The sequence below is a fragment of the Blautia sp. AF14-40 genome, from assembly GCF_003479665.1.
Taxonomy (GTDB): Bacteria; Bacillota; Clostridia; order Lachnospirales; family Lachnospiraceae; genus Fusicatenibacter; species Fusicatenibacter saccharivorans.
This window is the reverse complement of the sequence record NZ_QUHK01000007.1, coordinates 83,868-106,349: the sequence shown is the minus strand read 5'-3', so window position 1 is coordinate 106,349 and position 22,482 is coordinate 83,868. Positions and strand designations below refer to the sequence as shown.

The following is a 22,482-nucleotide window of genomic DNA, read 5'->3' as shown; positions in this document are numbered from 1 at the left end:
TGCAATATTCGCACCACTTGTATCCATGGTATTTACCAGTTCTCCCCCTGCATCGTAAGAATAGTTTACTCCCTGCTTTCCATCGCTGTCAATCCGTCCGATGACATCGTTTTGCAAAGATGGGATTTTATACTCTTCCCCCGTAAAAACAATATGCTTTATGGCAGTTGATCCATCCCGCTCCCGACAGCAGTCTGCCCCAGCTTTTGTTTCTGATTTCTGTGATCGTATAGCTTCCCTGGTCTTTGATGACTCCCACCACCGGGTATTCTACTCCGGGACCTGTGCGGATGTTGAGCGCCGGGTCTGTTACACGGTAGATGCCGGGATTGTATTCACTTTTCTCACTGCCGTCTTCTGTTTCCCGAATCAGACGCTGGAACCGCTCCCAGTCTCCCCGCTTCTGAATCTGGGACGGGCAGTTTTTGCTGCAGATGTCGTAATGCCGGTAAACTGCATCTGATGGAATCCCCGTCTCGTTCATCAGGTTTTTCACCAGCTCCACCGTATGTAAAAATGCGGTTTCGTAATCATATCCTTTCTGCACGCACATCTCAACCGCGATGCTGTTCCGGTTTCCATATCTGCCGAATAGATTTTTACTTCCATAATTTCTCCCGACATGCCAGCATCCTCTGCTGTGCGGCGCAGCCTGATAAGCGATCTCCCCGTCATCTACGTAATAATGCGCCGACATAATCTGAAAATTTCCCTGGTACTGCGCTCTTGCATGCGCGCGGGCATCGGCTCCGGCGGCAAAATTGTCTGTATTGTGTACCACAATACACTGCGGATGATTTTCCGACCATGTATTCTGGTTGCTACAATAGCTTCTGTCAACCCTCATTTACTCTGCTCCTCCTTTCTCAGCACATCAATCCTTGACCGCAGAACCTCAGGGATTTTCACACCCATCAGCCCTGCATTTTCCAAGATCGAAACCGCTTCATTTAAAATAAATCCAATGCAGACGGCATCCCGCAGGTAATTCGTCTGTGTGAGCTGATCCAGTTTTTCCGCGACCAGCACAAAGAACAGCATCATCCCTTTTCTGCAAAGCCCTTTCCATCCCGCACGGCTCTCCAACGTTCCGTTTTCAGATTTCGGACTCTTTTTAAAAACAACAGGAAGCAGAACACCTCCTGTGATCCAGTCAATTGCCATGAAGCAGACCAGCGTTTCCAGCGCAGCATCCCAGCCTCCAAACTGTGCCGCAAGGAAGCTGCCTGCTACGGCAAGGATCGTGCGATAAATTGATTTCATTGGCATTTCCTTCTTTCTTTTTCTAAATTTGCATATAAAAAGGGAAGTGGCTGGTAATTCGTGGATCTTACGGCCACTTCCACTCTTTTTGTATGTTATTTACTTTCCGTATACTTGACACCGTATGAAGTGAGGAGTTCACAAAATTCGTCGGCGCTGAGCGGTATGATTCCCCAGCCCGGTCCGCGGAACTTGTCGAATATCATGATACTGGTAAATGGGTGATAGGTACACCAGAACAAACTGTCATCTTTCTGTTTCGATATGTTGAAGAAAAAATGATCATTGTATCTTTGTATCACAGTAAAATCTTCCCATTCTATCTTTTTTTCATAGCCCCAAAAAGATAACATTATTCCCCATTCATAAATATAAATTCGTTTTAGTAGAAATGTCACAGTTCCATAAGCTGCTATGCTTAAAAAGAACATTATTCCTAGAAACACTATGATACTTGTTTTTAATGAATAGGCGTGGAACGCATCTTTTTCATTTACCCACAGGCTCACCCACCAATAACTACTAATAGCACACACAATCAGGTCTACGCCGGTACCAAATTTTCCCCATACTACTTTCATACAATCTTCTCCTCGTTATTTCTTACGCTTTGCCTTTGTACAAAACTATTTTTCTTCGCGCAAAGGCATCTTAAAACTTTTCTATCTAAGCGCTGGAAGTCCTATATTTTGCATTTTTCTGGAAATTGCAGGCTTATTACTCTGCCAGTTCTTCTTTTTCCCCCCAACTTTTTTTGTACTAAAGTTGATGTTGCTGTTTTTCTTAAGTGTTGATCCATTTTTATTTGCCTGTTTCTTGGGTTTTCCAAACACTCCATCCAAAACACCGCTTTTGGGATAGCTCAGTAATGGAGACTGAAAAAAGTCTGTAAAAGCACCCAATGCATTCTCAATAGTTTCATTTTTTACATATGCGTTATACGTTTTAGGTTCTAACAAGGTCATTATAGCATCGTAAAATCCTGCCCCCATTGCTCTTGCCATATCTCCTGATTCCTGATACTCTAAATATCCTCCTTTCAAACCACTTACTACTACTGAAAAGATAATTCCTTGGCTATCTCCCAAAACACTACTGATTGCACTTTCTATGGCCACCTCTGCAATTCCTTCTAAGGTTACTTTCTCATTCGCCATTCCGCACTGTACCGCATATACAAATACATCTTTTAAGATATTCCATGCTACTTTTCTGGGATCGATTCCTGGGAATGCCAGCATTAAAATTCCAAAATCACCATCATCATCTACCGCATTCACCGGATTGTTGCAACAGTACACATAAAGGTTCTTTCCATTCATGCTAAACATTTTCGCTTTTACAGCATCAAAGTTGTCCGCACAAAGGAATCTGCACAATTCCGGATCATAATAACGGCTGGCGGTGACATAGAGTTTGGTATCGTCATCGTAGCAGTAAGCACGATAACGGAATGGGTTTAGTTTTCCGATATTTTCTCCGCTGATATCGGTCAGACCAGTCTGTTTTCCCCATGCATCGTAAGAATAGTTTACTACCTGTTTTCCATCGCTGTCAATCAGTCCTATGACATCATTCTGGCTGTTGTACAAGTAATAATACTCTTTTTCTCCCTTTTTCAGCATCAGCGGGGATTTATCCGCACCGTAAACAAACTGAACCAGTACATCTCCATACTTCGTTCCCATCAGTTTGTTTCCGCACCAGTAGTTCTTATGGCTGATTCCGTTCAGGTCTTTCCACTGGACTCTGTGTCCTTCGCTGTCGTAATGGTAAACTGCTTTCTTTCCGTTTAAGGTCAGACTCTGCAGCAGGCTTCCTCTGTACCAGGTCAGTGTTCTTCCCTGATAAGCTGTAATGTTGCCGACCGCATCATAGGAAATGCTGCTGCCATTATAGGAAATAAGCTGATCTTTCCATCCTGAAGCACGGTAGGTAAGCAGATCTGTCTTTACCGCATTGCCCAGTGTTCCCGTTGTATAGGAATACTCTTTTCTGGACGTCATATTCATTCCGGCATCGTAGGTATACGTAATACTCTTATTTTCCCATGCAGAATCCACACGGGTCAGTTCACTCAAAGCATTATACATATATTTTACTTTCTGAACACCATTCTCGGAAATCGTAACAATATTTCCTACTGCGTCATAAGTAAAGGACAGTTTCTTTCCGTTATTGTTGATTTCTTTGAGAAGCAAGGTTGTAATTCCTGCTTTTCTTCCCGGCACAAAAGTGTACCTGTTCTTTCTGCAATGCAGATCGGCATGGAACTCGCAAAAAGACAGCCTGCTGCCTGATGGATTGACTCCATTCTTAAGGCAGTAGGCTGTCTTTTCCGCTATACCCGCTCCACTAATAGCTGCTGCATCGGTGTGAGTGTTTCGGTTTTCAGTTCATTTAATTCCCTGATCTTATCTGTCGTCGTATAGAATTTCTTTGCGATATCCCACAGGGTATCCCCCGGCTTGACGAAGTAGCAGGTGATGCCCGGGAGGCTCTGCAGTTCTTCCGGATCTCGGTCTTTTTCTTCGACGTACTGCATTACCATCTCTTTTCTGCGGCGGAAGACGAGGGCGTTCAGGTTCAGTACGACTTTGGCTTCGATGTCGCTGCTGTCCGGCATGGTTGTGGAGAGCTGGTCAATGGAGGACTGGAGTTCGTAGCGGCAGTCCGGTCCGATTCCCGGGACTTCGATGGTGTGGCGGAAAGGGAGGGCGGTTTCGGCGGCGTAGAACGGCATTTCGTCGTCACTGACCACGTAGAGCGCCCTGAGTTCCACCACACCGGTTACTTCGATGCCGTTTTCTACGTTTCTTTCCTCGTCGATCTTGATTTTGCCGTCGCTGTGGCAGATCTGCAGAATTTTATTTTTCGGCACGCGCATCTGCAGTTTGTCGGTCAGGCGGCATTTGGAGGAATTGCGGATCAGAAGGCTCTCCAAAGTCTCCTCCTGCACTTTTGGAATGCATTCTCGGTGCGGATGGTAAACGTCCTGCAGAAGTGATACGGTTTCTTCCTGATACAGACAGATGTCAAGTTCGAGTACGGCCTCCGCCTGCAGGACCCGCTCCTCGCCGTCGGAATCGGGCTGGATTTCGAGTGTGGTCTGGCCGAGTGTGCTTTCGATCCGCGGGATCATCTCGGAGATGCAGCCCTGGCATTCCACTTCTGCCTGGAACGGGAGCGCCTGCTCCACCCACTGCAGCGGGTGATCCTCCTCGCCGTCGCTGTACAGACAGAAGACAAAGAGTTCTCCCTGCGCACTGACCCGCCCCTCTTCAGAGCGGAGATCGAGACCGCGCACTTCCAGATCCTGCCAGAGAATCTCGTGCAATTCCGGCTTGCCGGACGGAATCGTAAGCTCCTTTTTGACACGCAGCACATCTTTTTTCTGCACTGCAAGCTCAACCACGCGGTATTCTTTCCGCTTCACCGCGACGTCGCTCTCCCCGCGGATTTCCATCGGCACGGCAAGGTCGCACAGTTCCTCGATCCACGCGTGCAGCGTGACGATCGCGCGCACGCCCAGCTTCCGCGAGTTGATGAGATGCAGGTTCAGATCTTCCACTTCCCAGGTGATGCAGACCTTGTCGCCCCCTGTCAGACCATCGAGATGGATCGTCTCGTCGATCGGAAGCTCGCCGGAGAGCTGGCAGATCCGGCGCCGTTCGCCGTCGGAGACGTACAGCAGATGAAAGGTGAGGCCGCCGAATACACGCGCTTTTCCTTCCGAAATCTGCACATCCCCGATCGTCACCTCGCCTTTTTTCTGAATCATCCGCCCCACATCGGGCCTTGCGTCCGGCACATTGTAGTCCTCGTCAAACGTAATCTGTGACACCGCTTCGCTTTTTCTGCTGATCTGATGCAGAATCTTTTTTACAAAATCCATAAGGCTCCTCCCACTCTAATCCTCAAATACGACTGAGATTCCCGCCGCCGCTTTCGTTTTCAGCACGACGTAAGGGCAGGAGGCGGCGCCTTTCTGCTCCTCCTTTGCGGCAGGTCCGACGAGTTTTGTCCGCACGAAAACGGCGTTTTCCGATTTCGATACTTCTTCGATCTGTATGGAAAAGCCTCCGCTTTTCTGCTTTCCGTAGCCGCGCAGTATGTAGAGATCGTCCCCGCTCTCGTACGCCATCTGGAACGCGGATTCTTTTTTCTTACGCAAAATCTGATCGATTTCCGGCGGAAAATCGCCCGGCTTTACAATCGCATACGACAGTTCTTTCCGCTCGCCCTCGCTCACATCTGTGATCCGGCACGATGCTAGGAGCATCAGGATCACCGCCGCCAGAAGAACTCTTCCCCGTCTCTTTTTCTTCATCATTCCAAACGCCGCTTCCCGCTCTTTCTATCCATTGTATGACGGGCCACAGTCTTCTATGACGCAAAATCTTTTTCCGAAAAAGACGAAAGTTATTGCAACCCGCCCCATATATGACGTATACTGAAAAGTACGCAATAATTGAATATCACTATTTTTACCAAGAGGAGAAAAAGATTCATGATTCGTTTTATTCTGGTCATTCTGACCGCTTTTCTGTATCTGATTCTGTCGATCCCGGTGCTTCTTGTTCTGCTTCTGATCCGGAAGAAAAAGCCGGAGGTCTGTGACAAGGTAAGCCGCTCCCTGATCCGCTGGATTTTTCGCGTAATTCTGTTTTTTTCCGGCACGAAGATCACCGTAAAAGGTCAGGAAAATATTCCGAAGGACCGGGCTGTTCTATACATCGGCAATCACCGCAGCTATTTCGATATCCTTGTAACCTATACAACGGTTCCGGGTTCCTGCGGATTTGTCGCCAAAAAAGAACTTTCACGCATTCCGCTGTTAAAGAACTGGATGGAACTCATCCACTGCCTGTTTCTCGACCGTTCCGACATCAAGCAGGGTCTGCAGATGATTCTCTCCGGATGTGAGGAGATCAAGAGCGGCACTTCCATCTGTATCTTCCCGGAGGGTACCCGCGGCAAGACGGAGAGCGAGCTGGAGCTCGGCGAGTTCCACAACGGTTCATTCAAGATGGCAACGAAAACCGGCTGCCCGATCATTCCGCTTTCGATTTCCGGATCCAGAGAAATTCTGGAAGCACATTTCCCGAAGATCCGCGGTACCCACGTTACCGTAACGTACGGCAAGCCGATCATTCCGGGCGAGCTTACGAAGGAAGAGAAAAAAGAGATTGGAAATTATACGAAAAACATTCTATTAGAACAATTGAAAGAAAATGCTTGAAAATGCCAGACCCCTGCGATATAATAAATATATAAAAAGAAAGCACCCACTCCAAAGTGGATGCTCTCGAGAAAAGGGTTAAATGTTCTTACGAACACCGCCTATCCCGTTTGCCGACGGGGTAGGCATTTTTATTTTCGCTTATTTCTCTTATCGAGAAAGGTAAGCAACGCAATGATGAAGCCTCCGAAGGAAATCAGTAAAGCTAAGATTCCCAGAAAAACCATAATAATTTCGTATGCTGTCATTTACGCCACCTCCCTTCCTATGTATTCATTAGCTCGGGAGGCTACCACCCTGTCATGGGTACTTTCCAGTTTAAAATTTTATCATAATTTCTGTGCTGTTTCAAGCATCTCCACAATCTTTCCATATTCCATAAAATGCGATGCCTTTACCAGAATCTGATCGCCGTCCTGTAAGAGCTTCGGCAGTTCTGCCATCAGGCTCTCGCGCTCTGCAAAGTGGCGTACCTCAAGCTTCGAATCAGCCTCTTTTGCCGCTTTTGCAAGATGCTCGCAGAGCGGTCCCGCACAGTAGAGGGCGTCAATGCCGCAGGTTCCGGCGTGTGTGCCGACTTCGGCGTGAAGTGCTGCCTCATCGGTTCCAAGCTCGCCCATATCGCCGAGTACAGCCACTTTTCTTCCCTTCGCCTCTTTCAGAACATCGAGAGATGCCTTCATCGAAACCGGGTTTGCGTTGTAGCAGTCATCGACAACGGTGTATTTTCCTGTCTCGATGATGTGGAATCTTCCGCTCACCGACTGCAGTGTCTCGATTCCCTGTTTGATCTGCTCCAGCGTCAGCCCGTACATGCATCCGACTGCGGTTCCGGCCAGCGCATTGTAAACCATATGGCGTCCCGGAATCGGAATCAGTGCAGAAAAGCTCCCATGCGGGGTATGAATCCGGCAGGAAATGCCGCGGAAGCCCTGGCTCTCGATCTCATCGGCATAATATTCGTTTTTTTCATCCAATCCGAAATGAACCGGCTTGATGCCGTGAACCGTTCCAACAGTAGACAGCTTATCATCGTCCCCATTGATGATAATGTGCCCGTTCTCACGCAGATGATCAAAGATCTCGGTTTTTGCCTGTAAAATACCGTCTCGCGTCTTCAGATTTTCCAGATGGCACCAGCCGATATTCGTAATGACTGCGGTCTCCGGGCGTGCGATCTTCGCCAGACGGTGCATCTGGCCGAAATCGTCGATTCCCATCTCGAGAACCGCCATCTCATCTTCCTCACGCAGACGGAAAACAGTGAGCGACAAGCCCAGCTCATTGTTGAAGTTCGCATCCGTTTTCAGCACACGGTATTTCTGCGCCAGCACCGACGCGATCGTCTCTTTCGTACTGGTCTTTCCAACGCTTCCCGTAATGCCGACAACCGGAATATTGAGCTGCTGCATATAGTATTCTGCCATTGCTTTAATGGCCTCCATGGAATCCTTCACGAGGATATACGGGCATGGCGGTGTTTCAAGTTTCTGCTCGGAAATGACAGCAAGTGCGCCCTGGGAAGCCACGTTCGGGATAAATTTATGGCCGTCCACACGCTCACCCGGAATTGCAACGAAGAGGCTTCCCTCTCCCGCTTTCCGGCTGTCCGTCACGATATCCGTGACTTCCGCTGTTTTCTTTTCTTCCGATCCGAAGTAGATTCCGCCGCACACCTCTGTGATGTGCGCAAGTGTCATATTTTTCATGCGTTGTTACCTCTTTTTCTGAGAGAAAGCTGGATCAGCAGCTCGCAGAGTTCCGGATAGGAAATGCCGAGTACCTGTGCCTCCTGCGGCAGAAGGCTGGTCGGGGTCATGCCCGGAAGGGTGTTTGCCTCGAGGCAGTACATTCTTCCGTCCTTGCGCATCATAAAGTCGAGACGGCAGTAGTTTTCGATACCGAGAGCGGCAGCGCCGTCCTCTGCGTGCTTCTGCATTTCTTTCGTCTGCTCCTCCGTCAGTACGGCCGGGCAGGTATCAACAGTAGCTCCGGCTTTGTATTTGTTCGTGTAATCATAGAAGCCTTCGATCGGTGCAATCTCGATGATCGGGTAAGCCTTTCCGTCTACCACGCCAACGGAGAACTCTCTTCCCTCGATATACTCCTCAACGACAACCTCCGGTTCGTAGGAGAAAGCATCCTTCATAGCCTGCCAGTATTCTTCGTTCGTGTGTGCAATATAGACACCGACACTGGAACCGCCGCAGCACGGTTTTACGACAACCGGAAGCTCCAGGCCAAAGCCGGACAAAGGCTCGCTCTCCTGGCCTTTTTTCAGGGTCACGCCGTTCGGGGTCGGCACATGGTGTGCACGGAAGAACTGTTTTGTGATGGATTTGTCCATTGCGAGGGCGCTGCTTAAATAGCCCGTTCCGGTATACGGAATGCCGAGCAGATCGAACGTAGCCTGTACCTTTCCGTCCTCTCCGTTTGCGCCATGCAGGGCAAGGAAAACAACATCCGCTGCCTCGCAGAGTTCCAGTACGTTCGGTCCGAAAAATCTGCGGCGGGATTCGATCATTTCGTTTAATCCTGCATCAAAGCTGTGCATATATTCTGCTGCTTTGTCTATATCGTACGCCTCCTCTGCAAATACATCTTCCAGGTTCCCCTTCACATCGATACCGCAGAAAACGTCTACCAGAACTGCCTGATGGTTTTTCTCGCGGAGTGCCTTGCAGACCATAGTTCCCGATGTAATGGATACCGAACGTTCCGTGCTGGTTCCTCCAGCTAATACTACTATTTTCATCTATCAAAATCTCCTTTATTTGATGTGCTTCTGCTGTGATGCTTAAGCGTTTTTCCTACAGGCTGTTTTTCTGTGTAGGCTGCGGCCCGGTTACATCATCCAGGCTATAGTATACGATAACCGGGTCACCAATTTCAATAGCATTGAACACTTTTTCTGCTTCTGTGTATGGGGTATTCACACATCCGTGGGATCCGTTCGTCAGATAGATGTCCCCGCCGTACTCGGTACGCCAGCTCGCATCGTGGATTCCGACGTCGCCGTTAAACGGAAGCCAGAACATGACATGGCTCGGATAGAGCTTGAAATCACAGTCACTTTTTTTCGCATCCACCGCCCAGACACTGCCTGCCGGAGTGTCATAGCCCGTCGCATGATTGCCCGTTGTGACCGGTGTTTCCGTCACCAGAACGCCATCCTTGTAGCACCACATTTTCTGCTGGGAAATGCACACCTCGACGTATGTATTTCCGATATCATTGGCCGAGCGGTCATTGGCCGTATAGAGGTAAACCGGGTCGAGATTTCCCTGTGTTTCGTCCTCGATCGCCTGCAGAAGTGCCTGCGTCGTCTCCTCCTTGTCGATGCACCAGCCGTAATCGCCGCCCGCATTCAGGTTAATGGTCGCGCCAAGACTCGTTTTGAAGGTATGCGCCAGCCCGAAGGTGTCCGTCTCATACGCCATATGGCGCACAAAAGCTGCCGCTTCGTCCTGCGAAATCGTGTAGGTTCCATCCTCCCCCTGTACGAGCCAGCTCTGTAAGGTCGCCCGGTCTATGGCATAGCTGTTTTCACCGATTGCATACGTGATCCGCGCCGCTGTCAGGTGGTTCAGTTCCGCCATTTTCCCATTCAGTGCTTCATCATCCTGCGTAATGTCCGGTTTCCGGTAAACATCTTTTTCTTCCAGATCCACGCTCGCCGCTCCGGCATCCAGCGCCTCGATGACAGCCTGCTCCGCCTTCTCATAGTCCACCTGCTCGCCCTCTGTTTCCGGCACAATGACGTACGAGGTTCCGTCATCCGTCAGATACGCATCCGTCGGCGCTTCCTGCTGTTCTTCCTGAAACCCTTCCATCGTCTGCAGTTTTTCCTGCACCATTTCTTTGTCATAGACAGAGTCCGCCGCCACCTGGTTTTCTTTCTCTTTCCAATAGAATGCAGGCCATGCAAGAGTATTCTGGGACTCCAGCAGTTTTTCCACCGCGTGGTCGTCCACATACGTGAGGCCGATCTCCGTGCCGCTTAATGTCTCTGTTTTTCCACCGCGCTCGGTAATGCTGAGTGTATAATCCACAATGTGCTTCTGAATTTCCTCTTTGACCTGCTCTGCGGTCAGCCCTGCGCAGTTCAGTCCGTTGATCGCGGTTTTCGGGAAAAAGTGGGATGCATAGTAATGCCCCACGCCCGCGTAACCGCCTGCGGCCGCAAGGAGTATGATTCCTGCGGCAATTCCTATTACTTTCTTTTTCATGTTTTTCCTTTCTGTCCCATAGAAAATTTCTTTTTAACTTTCTGATAGAAAAAAGCCGGAACTCCCACACCAGAGTTCACAAAAACTGTGTCCCCCGGGAGAATCCGGCTTTTGTATTTTTACTTATCTGTTATTTGCTTTCCAGAATCTTATCCACGCTGACCAGTTTGACACTCAGCACGAATACCTGACCTGCGATTTCCAGCTCTTCCGGTGTCGGGAAGGACGGTGCAATACGGATGTTGGAATCCTGCGGATCGTTGTGATATGGATACGTTGCGCCCGCGCCTGTCATGGTAAGACCGGCCTCTTTTGCCTTTGCAACGATCTTCTTTGCGCATCCCTCCATCGCATCGAAGGAGATGAAGTATCCACCGTTCGGTTTTGTCCAGGAAGCGATGCCAAGGCCGCTCAGCTCCTGATCCATTACCTGCAGAATTGCCTCGAATTTCGGTCTTAAGATCTCAGCATGCTTTTTCATCTGATTCATCACGCCGTCCAGGTTCTGGAAGAATTTTACATGGCGCAGCTGATTCAGTTTATCATGACCGATGATCTGGAAGTTCATGTACTCCTGTGCCTCTTTGAGGTTTGCCTCAGAAGAAATGAGAGCTGCAATTCCGGCTCCCGGATAGCTTACTTTCGAAGTGGATACGAACTCATAGACCATATCCGGATTTCCGGCTTTCTCGCACTCCTCGATGATGTTCAGCAGGTGATCCTGTCTGTCATCATACAGGTGATGGATAATGTATGCATTATCCCAGAAAATACGGAAGTCTTTGGCTGCCGGTTTCAGGTTTGCAAATCTTCTGACGGTCTCATCGGAGTAGGTGTAGCCCTGCGGGTTGGAGTATTTCGGTACACACCAGATTCCCTTGATGGCGTCATCTTCTGCAACGAGTTTTTCTACCATGTCCATGTCCGGTCCTTCCGGCGTCATCGGAACATTGATCATCTCAACGCCGAAGTACTCGGTTACACCGAAGTGACGGTCATAGCCCGGTACCGGACAGAGGAATTTTACTTTGTCCAGCTTGTTCCACGGAGTGCAGCCTGCAACGCCCTTCAGGAACGAACGTGCTACGGTATCAAACATAATGGTAAGGCTGGCGTTTCCGTAAACGATGACGTTTTTCGCCGGAACCTCACAAATATCTCCGATCAGTTTTCTTGCTTCCGGAATACCGGTCAGTACACCGTAGTTCCGGCAGTCGGTTCCATCTTCTGCGAAGGTGTCTTCATTTTTCGAGAGAACGGTAAGCATTCCTTCCGTGAGATCTAACTGGGCTGCTGCAGGTTTTCCTCTGGAAATATTCAGATTGAGGCCTTTTGCTTTTACCTCTGCAAATTCCTGCTCCAGTCTGGCTTTCTCGGCAACTAATTCTTCTTTGGTCCATTCGATATACGGTTTCATGAAACGTCCTCCCTTGTACTTTCCTTACCCGTTTTTCAGGTTTCTTGCTCAACTAAAGACCATTTTACCAGATCATGAGTTTCTGTCAAGGAGAACTTGCATGTTTTATACACTTTTCAGCATTTTATCCCACTTTTTGCAGTTTTATACTTCATTTCCTGCAATTTCAGCCAAATGTTTTTCGTATGACGGACATACGTCCGCTGCCAAAAGATGTTTTAAACGTTGTCAGACTGCCATCTTCCCGATGCACCGCACGGCAGAACAAGGCCGGTCGACTTGACCGGAAGGCCGATTTCCTGTGCTTCTACGTGGCCTTTGTACTGTTTTAATTCCAGGGAAATCATGTACGTCAGGACAGCCGGTGCAAGTCCTGTCGTGTAAGAATTCACAAGGAAGAACAGCGGGTCATCGCTTAAGAGCTGCGTGCAGAGCCTGATGAACGGATGAATCGACTCCTCGATTTTCCAGATCTCGCCCTTTGGTCCTCTTCCGTAGGACGGCGGGTCCATGATGATCGCGTCGTAGTGGTTGCCTCTGCGGATCTCGCGCTCGACAAATTTGGTGCAGTCATCCACAAGCCAGCGGATCGGCTTGTCCGAAAGGCCGGACACGGCAGCGTTCTCTTTTGCCCAGTTGACCATGCCTTTGGATGCATCGACATGTGTGACGCTTGCGCCTGCTGCGGCCGCTGCGAGCGTTGCGCCTCCCGTGTAGGCGAACAGGTTCAGCACTTTAATCGGGCGGTTGGCACGGCGGATCAGATCGCCGAACCAGTCCCAGTTCGTTGCCTGCTCCGGGAAAAGGCCGGTGTGTTTGAAGCTGAACGGTTTCAGGCGGAAGGTCAGGTCTTTATAGTTGATCTCCCACTGCTCCGGCAGATGGAAAAACTCCCATTCTCCGCCGCCCTTGCTGCTTCTGTGATAATGACCGTTTTTCTTTTTCCAGCCCGGATTTTCTTTTTTCGTGTTCCAGATGACCTGCGGGTCTGGTCTTACCAGAAGGTAATCTCCCCACCGCTCCAGTTTTTCTCCGCCGGACGTATCCAGCACTTCATAATCTTTCCATCCATCTGCTATCCACATTTTATTGGTTTCCTTTCTCTTTTATCTCAAAATTTATCGTGTTCTGAATTGTACGTTCCTATGATACCATAAAAGTATTGTTTTTCCAAAACATTTCTTATATCATAGTTCTGGGCATCCGCGCATTTGATCCGGAAATCTGCCCGTGGAAAGGATTTTTCTCATGGAAACCGTACTCTTATATCAGATCAAAGGAACGAAAACAGCTGTGCTTTTAAAGCCGGTTCTCTTAAAGCTCGGTATCCGCGTGCGCATTGTGGAACCGGAACAGTATCTCCAGTCGATCGGATTTCTTGCCGGAAATAAAGCATTTGCAGAATCCCCCGAAGCCTATGACGGCGCCGGATTTGATGAACCAATGATGGTCATGGCCGGCTTTTCCGAGCGGAAACTCGATCTTTTTCTCACCGAAATGCGCCGGAAAAAAGTGCCGCCGATCGCCCTCAAAGCCATCGTCACAACGCAGAACCAGGCGTGGAATTCGCTGCAACTCTACAGAGAATTAAAAGAAGAACACGAAAAAATGAAATCGTACCGGAAATAACTGGTCTGGTCAAAAAATCCGGAATTGGAACTTTTTCTTCATGCCACCACTCCCTATAATAGGGTGCAATCAAGGAACGAAAGTTCCAGATACCAAAGGAGTGAGTTGTTATGAAAAATGAAAAAGTCTGGAAAATCGCAATGACAGGTGTCTTTGCAGCCCTTTCCTACGTTGTCTTCACCTTCCTGCAGTTCAAAATCTGGCTGCCAGGCGGAGATGCCACCTCAATCCATTTCGGAAACGCTGTCTGTGTGCTCGGTGCACTGATTCTCGGCGGTGTTTACGGCGGAATCGGCGGTGCGATCGGCATGACCATCGGAGATCTTCTCGATCCGGTCTATGTGGTATACGCACCAAAGACCTTCATCTTAAAATTCTGCATCGGCCTCATCGCAGGACTGATCGCACACAAAATCGGTAAAATCAACGAACAGACCGATCAGAAACAGATCTTCAAATGGGCACTGCTTGCAGCCATCGGCGGACTTCTGTTCAATGTGATCTTCGATCCGCTCATCGGTTACTTCTACAAACTGGTTCTTCTTGGAAAACCGGCAGCAGAGGTTACCTTAAGCTGGAACGTAGCGGCAACTTCCATCAACGCCGTACTTTCCACCATCGCTTCCGTTGTCATCTACATGGCACTGCGTCCGGCTCTTCAGAAATCCGGACTGTTTAGCCAGGTAAAGGCAGCAGCGAAATAAAAAAACAAATTTCATTTACGCGATATCAAAAAAAGTCACCATGTTCTATTTCGAACCGGTGACTTTTTTCATGCATTTCTTTTTATTTTTCAGCGGTGGCTGCTGCCTCTTCTTCCTCGTGCTTCGGGGTCAGCTTCTCGTTGATGAATCCATTTTCTTTCATCTTCTCTTACTCCTCATTTTTTGTTTTTTCTCCGGCGAACCACGCTTTTTCAATCATTTCCAGTTCCCGGATATCAATACAGTTGGGAATGCTTCCTTCTCTTACCGCCTTCTGGCACTCTTTGAGATCCATCCAGCGGACTGCTTCTACTTCCGACTCCTGTAGATGCAGTTTTTCCGCCTCGACCGGCTTCGTGTAAAGATACACGGCGCTGACCTCATGATCGTGGAACGGTTTTCCGTAAAAAACACCGTGTGATACTTTTTCCAGCAGGCCAAGATCCCTCAGCTCCTCTGCCTCTGCGTGGATGCCGAGCTCCTCGCCGATTTCCCGCAGAGCCCCTTCCAAATATGTATCGCCCGCCGAAAGATGGCCGGCGCTTGAAATATCGTAGCAGCCCGGATTCGAATCTTTCCAGGCACTCCTTTTCTGCAGCAGTACCTCACAGCCGCTCTTCTCATTCGCCCGTGCAATCCAGATATGTGCCGTTCCGTGACACCGTCCCTCACTGTGCGCCACGCCGCGTTCTACGATGGTTCCGGTCGGCGTGCCGTCGCCTGAGCGCTCCTCAAAAAGTTCCATCTGTTTTCCGTTCAGCACCGCTTCTGCGAGCGTGTCGCCCACATACCGCAGCTTCAGGGAGAAAAACGGCTCGTCTTCATTCAGAAGGCGGAAAAAGATTTTGTCTCCCTCCCACAGATTCAGGTGCAGGACGTCCTCTTTTTTCACCCAGGCGAGTTCGCCCTCATCACATGCAGTCGGTTCTCCCGTGAATCCGTCTGCCGTGTAGAGACACATATACTCCATGTACTCCACCGTTTTGCTGTTTTCTGCCTCTGTCACAAAGGTAACGAGACCGCGGAAACGCCAGCTCGTCAGCGTGTAGCCGGTTTCCTCTTTTACTCCACGCAGCAGGCATTCCTCCGGGCTTTCGCCAAGTTCCGCATGGCCGCCGACGCCGATCCACTTGTCCTTGTTGACATCGTTCTTTTTCACCGTGCGGTGCATCATCAGATAGCTGTCATCCTTTTCGATGTAGCACAGCGTTGTCATGCAGCCTCTGCCTCTTTCTTCTGTTTTTTCCTCCATCTTTGACTCCCTCCGTCGTGTGCCGGACTTCTTTCCGCTTCTTTTGTTTTTCAGGAAAAATGTATTTCTGCACACACCTTTTTCTCGTTTTCTATTCTACCATACTTTTTCAGAATTCCAGCAACAAATTTCTATCTTTTTGCAGATCTTTCACGAAAAATGTAACGACCATTCCGCATCTTCTTGACTCTCACACAGTACTGTGTTAAAGTGTCTGTAATTGATGTTTTGTCACCCGTAAACAACGTTTCTTATCATTTCTTACATTTGAGGTTTTCATGATGGAAAAACAGACGATAGTTGTGAAAGTCGGCACCAGCTCCCTGACACTCTCAGACGGAACCATGGATGCTGAAAAAATACGGAACATTACGACCCAGCTTGCCGCGCTGCAGACGGCAGGCCACCATGTGATTCTCGTTTCCTCCGGTGCGATCGCCGCAGGCTTTTCCCGTCTCGGCTTTAAAAAACGGCCGACGAAAATTGCCGATAAACAGGCTGCCGCTGCTGTCGGCCAGGGCCTTCTGATGGAGGAATACACGAAAAATCTGATGGCGTACCAGATTCCGTGTGCGCAGATTCTTTTGAACCGCAGTGACTTTGAGGACCGCCGCCGCTATAAAAACATCTTCGGCTCCCTCTCCGTCCTGCTCGGGCGCGGTGCGATTCCGATCATCAATGAGAACGATACGATCGCGATTGAGGAGCTGAAGGTCGGCGACAACGACACGCTCTCCGCCCAGGTGGCTGCGATGCTGCATGCATCGCTTCTGATTCTGCTGACCGATATCGACGGGCTCTACACTGCCAATCCAAAGAGTGACCCGAATGCGCGCCATATCGACGTGGTAAATGAGATCACGCCGGAGCTCACTGCTGCGGCAGGCGGTGCGGGATCGGGCAACGGAACGGGAGGCATGACAACGAAGCTCTCCGCCGCTTCGCTTGCCACAAGAGCCGGTGTGCCGGTTCTGATCTGCTCCTCGGCGGAGGAAAACAACATTGTGCGTGCGGTGAAAGGAACCGCAAAAGGAACGTACTTTACCGCCAGCGGCCACAACATGAAAACGCGTCTGCAGTGGATGGCATTCTATGCGCCGAGTGCGGGCAACCTCTACGTCGATGAGGGTGCCGCAGAAGCACTTGCTGTTCAGGCAAAGAGCCTGCTTCCCAAAGGCATCGTGGCAGTCGAAGGCGATTTTAAGAAAGGCGATGTCGTCAGCGTCTTCCGGCGCGGCAGCCATGAATATCTCGGAAAGGGCATTGTCAACTATAACCGGCCGGATCTGCAGAAAATCATGAACGAAAGCACCAGCCACACGGAAGCAATCAACCGCGATAACTGGATCGGCGCGGAATAAATGGTGCCGAATAAAGCATTCTTTTGTTTACGAAAATTCCCCTCCGTGTTATAATATTTGTATTCAGCCGGCTGCAGGTTTTTCTTTCAGCGAGGAAAGGAAGCTGCATCCGGTTTTCCATGTGCTTTTGGTTTTACTTCGAGAGCACAGCAAACACAAAGGAGGGTTTTTACCAATGAAATACGATTTTACATCTCTGATGAACCGCAGCGGCCACGATTCGATCGCTGTCGATCAGATCCCGATTCCGGGTGCGGAAGTCAAAGAGGGCTTCTCCCGCATCCCGATGTGGGTGGCCGACATGAACTTCCCGTCTCTTCCGACCATTCAGGAAGCAATTCACGCGAGAGTCAACGAACCGCATTTTGGCTACTTTAATCTGCCGGATGCATATTTTGACAGCATCATCCGCTGGCAGAAAGAGCGCAACGGTGTGGAAGATCTGCCGCGTGAGGCGATCGGCTATGAGAACGGCGTGCTCGGCTGTGTTGCTTCGGCTGCTACCGCTTTTACATCCCCGGGCGAATCCATTCTTCTGCATTCCCCGACATACATCGGTTTTACCGGTGTTCTTGAGAACTGCGGACGCAATATCGTTCTCTCCGATCTTGTTCAGGATGAGAACGGCGTATGGCGTATGGACTACGCCGATATGGACCGCAAGTTAAAAGAACATAACATTCATTTCGCGATTTTCTGCTCTCCGCACAACCCGACAGGCCGTGTCTGGGAGCGCGAGGAAATTGAAAAGGCGATGGAAATTTACAAAGCAAATGAATGCGTTGTCATCTCCGATGAGATCTGGTCTGACCTGACACTGCCGGGCTTCAAACATATCCCAACGCAGTCCGTTTCGAAGGATGCACGCGAGCGCACCATCGCACTTTATGCACCGTCCAAGACCTTTAACCTGGCTGGCCTTGTAGGCTCCTACCACATCATCTACAACCGCATGCTGCGCGACCGTGTGGAGAAGGCTTCGTCCCTTTCTCACTACAATTCTCCGAACGTACTCTCTGTTCATGCGCTGATCGGCGCTTACCGTCCGGAGGGATACCAGTGGGTGGATGAACTGCGCGAAGTGCTGAAATCGAATGCGGATTATGCGTACAACTACATTCTCGAGCATTTCAAGGGCGTGAAGCTTTCCAAACCAGAAGGAACGTACATGCTGTACCTCGACTGCGAGGAGTGGTGCAAGGAGCATGATACCGATATGGATACACTGCTGAAAGCCGGTGTTGCTGTCGGCGTGATCTGGCAGGACGGACGGCCGTTCCACAGACCGTATGCGATCCGCCTGAATCTGGCACTGCCGCATATGCTTGTGAAAGAGGCATTTGACCGTATGGATAAGTATGTATTCAATGCGAAATAATTGTATTTTCTAATTTTATAAGCCAAACATAATGAAAGACCGAAACGGACATTTTCCTCTGCCGTTCCGGTCTTTCGCTGTTTTGTGCATCCTGTTTTTTCAGTTTTGCTCCAGCTCCCGCTGTGCCAGCATCTCTTCCACGTTGATGCCGTACTTCTTTAAATTGACGCGGCCGTTTTCCAGCACAATGCCGTCTGCCTCCAGCATATCCGCCTGTTTCCCGGCGCCGCCGAAGACAAATTCCGCGGCCAGTTCGCCTTTGGAGTTTACCACACGGTAGCATGGAATGTGCTCCGGATCTGTGTTTTTATGTAAGGCGTTTCCCACGGCACGCGCCATCTTCGGCTCGCCTGCAAGCGCTGCTATCTGGCCGTATGTCGCCACTTTTCCGCGCGGAATCTGCTTTACCGCCTCATAGATTCTTTTGGTCGGGCTGTCCGTGATGATGTCGTAGCTCTCGGCGATCATGGTACGCACAGCGTCATCGGGTACGGTTCCGTCGAGGAGAATCGTGTTCCAATGTTCTTTGTTCTGATGATATCCCGGGATAACTGACGCGAATGCATCGCGCCAGTAGTCCCGCCATTCCGGGTTTGCTTTTACATTCAGCTGAATGATTCCGTCCTTTTCATAGACCCACAGAAATGCCTTTTTGCTTCCTTTCACGCGGATGAGCTGCCAGTTGTCATCGTGGAACGGTGCTTCCTGATATGTGTCCGGGAAGGAAAGGCCATAGGATAGCGCTTCTTCTCTTGTCTTCATTGCAGACTTCCTTTCTTCCTGTCGCGGGTGTTTTGATGTTTTTTCCGCAAAACACCCGCTTTTTTCTGTATTCGTCCTGCCGCTGCGATTCTGCTTTTTTCTGCGGCATTTTTCTTTATTATATCAGTCCGCCTGCTTCTGCGCAATTTTTCACCTGCTATTTTTTCATCTTCGGCTGGAAAATCCAGCTTGCAAGATACGCGAAAATCAACGCCGCTGATGTTCCGACAGCCCCCGCCTTTAATCCGCCCTGGAACAATCCTAAAAATCCGCTTTCTTTTACGGCATCTTTTACTCCCTGAAACAAAAGATGCCCGAACCCGAGCAGCGGCACCGACGCGCCTGCCCCGGCGTATTCTGCAAATGGATCGTAGAGTCCCAGAAAGCTCAACACCGCGCCCGTGCACACAAGCGTTACCATAATTCTTCCCGGCAGCATTTTCGTGCGGTCGAGCAGAATCTGGCACAGGGCACAAATGAGGCCGCCGACCCAGAAGGCATTGAAATATTCCATGAACGTTCCCATTTTACACATCCTCCTCCCTCTCGATTACAACCGCCTGTGCAATACCAGGCACGCTGCTGCCCTCCTGAAAGCTGACCTTCGACATCAGCGCACCAGTCGGTACAAACAGAATCCTCTTCCACTCTCCGTTTTCCAGCTTCGGCAGCAGATACTCCGCCAGCACCGATGCCGCACAGCCGCAGCCGCTTCCGCCCGCACCGGTGTCCTGTTTTGCCGGATCGAAGATCAGCATGCCGCAGTCACTGTGCTGTTCCGAGATATCGTATCCTTTTTTCTTCAGCAGCTCCAGCAGAATTTCCCGCCCCACAACGCCGAGATCTCCCGTCACAATGCGGTCGTAATCGGCCGGTTCCCGGTTGAAATCGACGAGGTTCTGTGCAATCGTATCGCACGCAGCGGGGGCCATGCAGGCGCCCATGTTCTGGTTGTCTTTCAGCCCGTAATCAATGATTTTTCCCGTCGTAGCGCCCGTGATTTTCACTCTGCTCTTCGTTTTTCCAAGCACACACGCGCCGCTTCCCGTCACCGTCCAGCTCGCGGACGGCGGGCGCTGGTTTCCGTAGGCGAGCGGAAAACGGAACTCCTTCTCCGCCGTTCCAAAATGGCTCGATGTCACCGCCAGCACCCGGTCACCGTATCCTCCTGCGACTGCCATCGCGCCAAGCGAAAGCGCCTCTCCCATCGTCGAGCAGGCACCGAACAGGCCGTAGAGCGGGCAGTTCAGATCCACCAGGCCGAACGATGATGCGATTGACTGTGCCAGAAGATCGCCCGCAAAAATCATGCGGATCTGCTCTGGCCTCACATTGGCTTTCTGCATTGCCAGCTTCGCGGTGGCAAGCTGCAGTTCACTCTCGCCCTCCTCCCAGCTCTCCTGCCCGCACATCGGGTCCGAAAGCGTGTGCGAAAAGTATTCGCCCAGCGGTCCATCCTTTTCCTTTTCTCCTACAATCGCCGCGCTGCCCTCGATATAGACGGCTTTGGCAAACGAGATGCTCTGCTTTCCTGTCATCTGTCTCATCGGCAAATTCCTCCGTTTTCTTATTTTGCGTCTTACCATTTCTGACCTTCAGTATTTCCGTTTTTTCCATTCTTACGCATGATTTTCCTGTTTTAGGGAACTCTGTACGCTGTAGCACAAAAATCCTGTTTCAGAAACTTTTAGAGGAATGTTTTTCATGAGTGAAATGCTGTATCTTCAGACGGAGCGGAATATCAAAATCACCAGTCCCGTCGTGACGCTCGGCGATGTGGCGCAGCTTTCCTGTTCAGACGGCGCTGTCCTCGCCCGCAATCAGGTCCGCCGCGTGGCGCATCTTCCCGATGACGGATACGGGCGCTACGTCTGCTCCGCCTCCACCCTCGTCCGCCTCGTCACGGAGGCCGAGGAGCATGTCGATGTCACCCACATCGGCGAGCCGAATTTTATTTTAACGTACGAGGATCCGCGTCAGAAAAACACCTGGATCAGCTGGTGCAAAACGATTCTGGTCGGCATCCTTACGTTTATCGGAACTGCGTTTTCCATTATGACCTTCCACACCGACATCGGCGTCCGCGAGCTGTTTTTGGATGTTTACACCCGTTTTCTCCCGCAGATGACGCCCGGATTTTCGGTGCTGGAAATTTCATATTCCATCGGCATCGGCCTTGGCGTCGTGCTCTATTTCAACCATTTCGGACGGCGGAAATTCACGCAGGACCCGACGCCGCTCGAGGTGGAAATGCGGGTCTACGAGGATGATATCGATACGACCATTATCGAACAGAACGACCGCTCCGGTAAAGGAAAGGAGGCTTTTCATGCGAATCCTGCCAGAGATCCTGCTGATCACAGCCGGTCTTAGCCTTGGCTTTTTCATCGCGAGCGGCCTTGTCGCGCTTGTGATCGGCCTTGGCATCGTGACACGGTACGCCGGCATCACAAAGACAGCAGGGAGCCTGCGTTTTTACGAATGCTGCTGTATGGCCGGGGCGCTGTTCGGCGATCTTTTCTCGCTTGGCACCTTCTCGTTTTCCCTGCCCTCCTGGACGGCCGGTGTGTTCTGGCTTTTTGCGGGCATTTATCTGGGAAGCTGGATCATCGCGCTCGGCGAAGTCGTCAACCTGTTTTCGATCCTCTGCCGCCGGATCGGACTGACGCGCGGACTGCCGTTTGTAATTCTCTGCATGGCGGCAGGGAAAATCGCGGGCTCTCTCTATTATTTTGCAAGTGGATTTCAATAAGAACTGGAGGTAAGATGTGATGCAGAGTTTAAAAAGTGAACGGGCAAAAAAAGAATACGAACAGTTTGTCAAAGAGGTGACGCCAAAGCAGAATCTCTTCTGCAATATGGCAAAAGCCTTTATCGTCGGCGGTCTGATCTGTGTCGTGGGGCAGATTCTGCTCCATATCGGCAAAACGCAGTTCTCACTCAGCAAAGATGACGCCGGCTCCTGGTGCTCGCTGATTCTGATCCTTAGCAGTGTGATTTTAACCGGCCTCAACATCTATCAGAAAATCGTCACCTTTGCCGGCTGCGGTGCGCTCGTCCCGATCACCGGCTTTGCCAACTCGGTTGCAGCTCCTGCGATTGAATATAAAAAAGAAGGACAGGTCTTCGGCATCGGTGCGAAAATTTTCACCATCGCCGGACCTGTCATTCTGTACGGTGTCTTTGCAAGCTGGCTGCTCGGCTTTCTCTATTGGCTGTGGACCGCTGCCGGGAACTGGTTTTAA

Annotated in this window: 24 protein-coding genes; 8 read left to right on the top strand and 16 right to left on the bottom strand. The window is 50.3% G+C overall.

The features are described from left to right. Positions 1–127: 127 nt before the first annotated feature. The 6 genes from DWW13_RS07515 to DWW13_RS07490 form a co-directional block, all read right to left on the bottom strand. Positions 128–847 (bottom strand): N-acetylmuramoyl-L-alanine amidase, encoded by a 720-nt coding sequence (locus DWW13_RS07515; protein WP_055219951.1) that lies wholly within the window; start codon positions 845–847, stop codon positions 128–130. Then, entirely contained in the window at positions 844–1,263 is a 420-nt protein-coding gene (locus DWW13_RS07510; RefSeq protein WP_118640481.1) for a phage holin family protein, read from the bottom strand. The genes DWW13_RS07515 and DWW13_RS07510 overlap by 4 nt, the downstream gene beginning before the upstream one ends. Positions 1,264–1,358: 95 nt before the next feature. Further along, positions 1,359–1,844 carry a hypothetical protein gene (locus tag DWW13_RS07505; RefSeq protein WP_055219954.1) on the bottom strand — a complete coding sequence of 162 codons (486 nt, stop codon included), beginning with the start codon at positions 1,842–1,844 and terminating at the stop codon, positions 1,359–1,361. Positions 1,845–1,925: 81 nt separating this feature from the next. Next, entirely contained in the window at positions 1,926–3,494 is a 1,569-nt protein-coding gene (locus tag DWW13_RS07500) for an RHS repeat domain-containing protein (RefSeq protein ID WP_118719750.1), read from the bottom strand. A gap of 110 nt (positions 3,495–3,604) precedes the next feature. Then, positions 3,605–5,158, bottom strand: a complete 1,554-nt coding sequence (locus DWW13_RS07495; protein WP_118719748.1) for a DUF3794 and LysM peptidoglycan-binding domain-containing protein — start codon at positions 5,156–5,158, stop codon at positions 3,605–3,607. 15 nt (positions 5,159–5,173) lie between these two features. Continuing rightward, positions 5,174–5,596, bottom strand: coding sequence for a protease complex subunit PrcB family protein (locus tag DWW13_RS07490; RefSeq protein ID WP_117509843.1), 423 nt, complete (start codon positions 5,594–5,596; stop codon positions 5,174–5,176). Positions 5,597–5,773: 177 nt separating this feature from the next. On the opposite strand from DWW13_RS07490, the gene DWW13_RS07485 reads away from it, so the two are divergent. Beyond that, a complete protein-coding gene (locus tag DWW13_RS07485; RefSeq protein WP_055228029.1) occupies positions 5,774–6,505 on the top strand; it encodes a lysophospholipid acyltransferase family protein in 732 nt (243 codons plus the stop codon). A 131-nt stretch (positions 6,506–6,636) separates the two neighbouring features. Here the strand turns inward: DWW13_RS07485 and DWW13_RS19330 are convergent, their stop codons facing one another. From DWW13_RS19330 to DWW13_RS07460, 6 genes are all read right to left on the bottom strand, one after another. Next, complete coding sequence (locus tag DWW13_RS19330) at positions 6,637–6,753, bottom strand: putative holin-like toxin (protein ID WP_226906323.1); 117 nt, start codon at positions 6,751–6,753, stop codon at positions 6,637–6,639. 81 nt (positions 6,754–6,834) lie between these two features. Next, entirely contained in the window at positions 6,835–8,214 is a 1,380-nt protein-coding gene (locus tag DWW13_RS07480; RefSeq protein ID WP_118719746.1) for a UDP-N-acetylmuramoyl-tripeptide--D-alanyl-D-alanine ligase, read from the bottom strand. Further along, positions 8,211–9,260 (bottom strand): D-alanine--D-alanine ligase family protein, encoded by a 1,050-nt coding sequence (locus DWW13_RS07475; protein ID WP_055228033.1) that lies wholly within the window; start codon positions 9,258–9,260, stop codon positions 8,211–8,213. The genes DWW13_RS07480 and DWW13_RS07475 overlap by 4 nt, the downstream gene beginning before the upstream one ends. A 55-nt stretch (positions 9,261–9,315) precedes the next feature. Further along, the gene (locus tag DWW13_RS07470; RefSeq protein WP_117802359.1) at positions 9,316–10,734 is read right to left on the bottom strand and encodes a L,D-transpeptidase family protein; all 1,419 of its coding nucleotides are present in this window, start codon (positions 10,732–10,734) and stop codon (positions 9,316–9,318) included. A 130-nt stretch (positions 10,735–10,864) separates the two neighbouring features. Then, positions 10,865–12,151, bottom strand: a complete 1,287-nt coding sequence (locus DWW13_RS07465) for an aminotransferase (protein ID WP_118719744.1) — start codon at positions 12,149–12,151, stop codon at positions 10,865–10,867. 218 nt (positions 12,152–12,369) lie between these two features. Then, complete coding sequence (locus DWW13_RS07460; RefSeq protein ID WP_118594863.1) at positions 12,370–13,236, bottom strand: class I SAM-dependent methyltransferase; 867 nt, start codon at positions 13,234–13,236, stop codon at positions 12,370–12,372. A 163-nt stretch (positions 13,237–13,399) separates the two neighbouring features. On the opposite strand from DWW13_RS07460, the gene DWW13_RS07455 reads away from it, so the two are divergent. Then, on the top strand, positions 13,400–13,780 hold the full coding sequence (locus tag DWW13_RS07455) for a DUF3783 domain-containing protein (protein WP_055219975.1): 381 nt from the start codon (positions 13,400–13,402) through the stop codon (positions 13,778–13,780). A 110-nt stretch (positions 13,781–13,890) separates the two neighbouring features. Beyond that, positions 13,891–14,484 (top strand): ECF transporter S component, encoded by a 594-nt coding sequence (locus tag DWW13_RS07450; RefSeq protein WP_022461779.1) that lies wholly within the window; start codon positions 13,891–13,893, stop codon positions 14,482–14,484. Between the two features lie 169 nt (positions 14,485–14,653). Here the strand turns inward: DWW13_RS07450 and DWW13_RS07445 are convergent, their stop codons facing one another. Further along, a complete protein-coding gene (locus tag DWW13_RS07445; RefSeq protein ID WP_118719742.1) occupies positions 14,654–15,736 on the bottom strand; it encodes an NUDIX domain-containing protein in 1,083 nt (360 codons plus the stop codon). Positions 15,737–16,014: 278 nt separating this feature from the next. Here DWW13_RS07445 and proB point away from each other — a divergent pair, with 278 nt between their 5' ends. Both proB and DWW13_RS07435 read left to right on the top strand, forming a co-directional pair. Further along, complete coding sequence (gene proB / locus DWW13_RS07440; RefSeq protein WP_238032864.1) at positions 16,015–17,097, top strand: glutamate 5-kinase; 1,083 nt, start codon at positions 16,015–16,017, stop codon at positions 17,095–17,097. Positions 17,098–17,272: 175 nt separating this feature from the next. After that, positions 17,273–18,475 (top strand): MalY/PatB family protein, encoded by a 1,203-nt coding sequence (locus DWW13_RS07435; RefSeq protein WP_118719738.1) that lies wholly within the window; start codon positions 17,273–17,275, stop codon positions 18,473–18,475. Between the two features lie 99 nt (positions 18,476–18,574). Here the strand turns inward: DWW13_RS07435 and DWW13_RS07430 are convergent, their stop codons facing one another. The 3 genes from DWW13_RS07430 to spoVAD form a co-directional block, all read right to left on the bottom strand. Further along, positions 18,575–19,237 carry a methylated-DNA--[protein]-cysteine S-methyltransferase gene (locus tag DWW13_RS07430; protein ID WP_055220159.1) on the bottom strand — a complete coding sequence of 221 codons (663 nt, stop codon included), beginning with the start codon at positions 19,235–19,237 and terminating at the stop codon, positions 18,575–18,577. Positions 19,238–19,394: 157 nt separating this feature from the next. After that, on the bottom strand, positions 19,395–19,751 hold the full coding sequence (locus tag DWW13_RS07425) for a SpoVA/SpoVAEb family sporulation membrane protein (RefSeq protein WP_055220161.1): 357 nt from the start codon (positions 19,749–19,751) through the stop codon (positions 19,395–19,397). 13 nt (positions 19,752–19,764) lie between these two features. Continuing rightward, on the bottom strand, positions 19,765–20,784 hold the full coding sequence (spoVAD, locus tag DWW13_RS07420) for a stage V sporulation protein AD (protein ID WP_055219982.1): 1,020 nt from the start codon (positions 20,782–20,784) through the stop codon (positions 19,765–19,767). Positions 20,785–20,941: 157 nt separating this feature from the next. Here spoVAD and DWW13_RS07415 point away from each other — a divergent pair, with 157 nt between their 5' ends. From DWW13_RS07415 to spoVAC, 3 genes are read left to right on the top strand one after another with little or no spacing between them, the layout of a single operon-like run. Next, positions 20,942–21,610 carry a stage V sporulation protein AA gene (locus DWW13_RS07415; RefSeq protein ID WP_055219984.1) on the top strand — a complete coding sequence of 223 codons (669 nt, stop codon included), beginning with the start codon at positions 20,942–20,944 and terminating at the stop codon, positions 21,608–21,610. Next, positions 21,567–21,989: a stage V sporulation protein AB gene (locus DWW13_RS07410; RefSeq protein ID WP_191901198.1), complete on the top strand. Its 423-nt coding sequence runs from the start codon at positions 21,567–21,569 to the stop codon at positions 21,987–21,989. The genes DWW13_RS07415 and DWW13_RS07410 overlap by 44 nt, the downstream gene beginning before the upstream one ends. Before the next feature lie 19 nt (positions 21,990–22,008). After that, positions 22,009–22,482 (top strand): stage V sporulation protein AC, encoded by a 474-nt coding sequence (gene spoVAC / locus DWW13_RS07405; protein ID WP_022461770.1) that lies wholly within the window; start codon positions 22,009–22,011, stop codon positions 22,480–22,482.

Coding starts and splice junctions, on each gene's coding strand:
- DWW13_RS07515 (WP_055219951.1), bottom strand. CDS start 847: ATGAGGGTTGACAGAAGCTATTGTAGCAACCAGAATACATGGTCGGAA.
- DWW13_RS07510 (WP_118640481.1), bottom strand. CDS start 1,263: ATGAAATCAATTTATCGCACGATCCTTGCCGTAGCAGGCAGCTTCCTT.
- DWW13_RS07505 (WP_055219954.1), bottom strand. CDS start 1,844: ATGAAAGTAGTATGGGGAAAATTTGGTACCGGCGTAGACCTGATTGTG.
- DWW13_RS07495 (WP_118719748.1), bottom strand. CDS start 5,158: ATGGATTTTGTAAAAAAGATTCTGCATCAGATCAGCAGAAAAAGCGAA.
- DWW13_RS07490 (WP_117509843.1), bottom strand. CDS start 5,596: ATGATGAAGAAAAAGAGACGGGGAAGAGTTCTTCTGGCGGCGGTGATC.
- DWW13_RS07485 (WP_055228029.1), top strand. CDS start 5,774: ATGATTCGTTTTATTCTGGTCATTCTGACCGCTTTTCTGTATCTGATT.
- DWW13_RS19330 (WP_226906323.1), bottom strand. CDS start 6,753: ATGACAGCATACGAAATTATTATGGTTTTTCTGGGAATCTTAGCTTTA.
- DWW13_RS07480 (WP_118719746.1), bottom strand. CDS start 8,214: ATGAAAAATATGACACTTGCGCACATCACAGAGGTGTGCGGCGGAATC.
- DWW13_RS07475 (WP_055228033.1), bottom strand. CDS start 9,260: ATGAAAATAGTAGTATTAGCTGGAGGAACCAGCACGGAACGTTCGGTA.
- DWW13_RS07470 (WP_117802359.1), bottom strand. CDS start 10,734: ATGAAAAAGAAAGTAATAGGAATTGCCGCAGGAATCATACTCCTTGCG.
- DWW13_RS07465 (WP_118719744.1), bottom strand. CDS start 12,151: ATGAAACCGTATATCGAATGGACCAAAGAAGAATTAGTTGCCGAGAAA.
- DWW13_RS07460 (WP_118594863.1), bottom strand. CDS start 13,236: ATGTGGATAGCAGATGGATGGAAAGATTATGAAGTGCTGGATACGTCC.
- DWW13_RS07455 (WP_055219975.1), top strand. CDS start 13,400: ATGGAAACCGTACTCTTATATCAGATCAAAGGAACGAAAACAGCTGTG.
- DWW13_RS07450 (WP_022461779.1), top strand. CDS start 13,891: ATGAAAAATGAAAAAGTCTGGAAAATCGCAATGACAGGTGTCTTTGCA.
- DWW13_RS07445 (WP_118719742.1), bottom strand. CDS start 15,736: ATGGAGGAAAAAACAGAAGAAAGAGGCAGAGGCTGCATGACAACGCTG.
- proB (WP_238032864.1), top strand. CDS start 16,015: ATGATGGAAAAACAGACGATAGTTGTGAAAGTCGGCACCAGCTCCCTG.
- DWW13_RS07435 (WP_118719738.1), top strand. CDS start 17,273: ATGAAATACGATTTTACATCTCTGATGAACCGCAGCGGCCACGATTCG.
- DWW13_RS07430 (WP_055220159.1), bottom strand. CDS start 19,237: ATGAAGACAAGAGAAGAAGCGCTATCCTATGGCCTTTCCTTCCCGGAC.
- DWW13_RS07425 (WP_055220161.1), bottom strand. CDS start 19,751: ATGGAATATTTCAATGCCTTCTGGGTCGGCGGCCTCATTTGTGCCCTG.
- spoVAD (WP_055219982.1), bottom strand. CDS start 20,784: ATGAGACAGATGACAGGAAAGCAGAGCATCTCGTTTGCCAAAGCCGTC.
- DWW13_RS07415 (WP_055219984.1), top strand. CDS start 20,942: ATGAGTGAAATGCTGTATCTTCAGACGGAGCGGAATATCAAAATCACC.
- DWW13_RS07410 (WP_191901198.1), top strand. CDS start 21,567: ATGCGAATCCTGCCAGAGATCCTGCTGATCACAGCCGGTCTTAGCCTT.
- spoVAC (WP_022461770.1), top strand. CDS start 22,009: ATGCAGAGTTTAAAAAGTGAACGGGCAAAAAAAGAATACGAACAGTTT.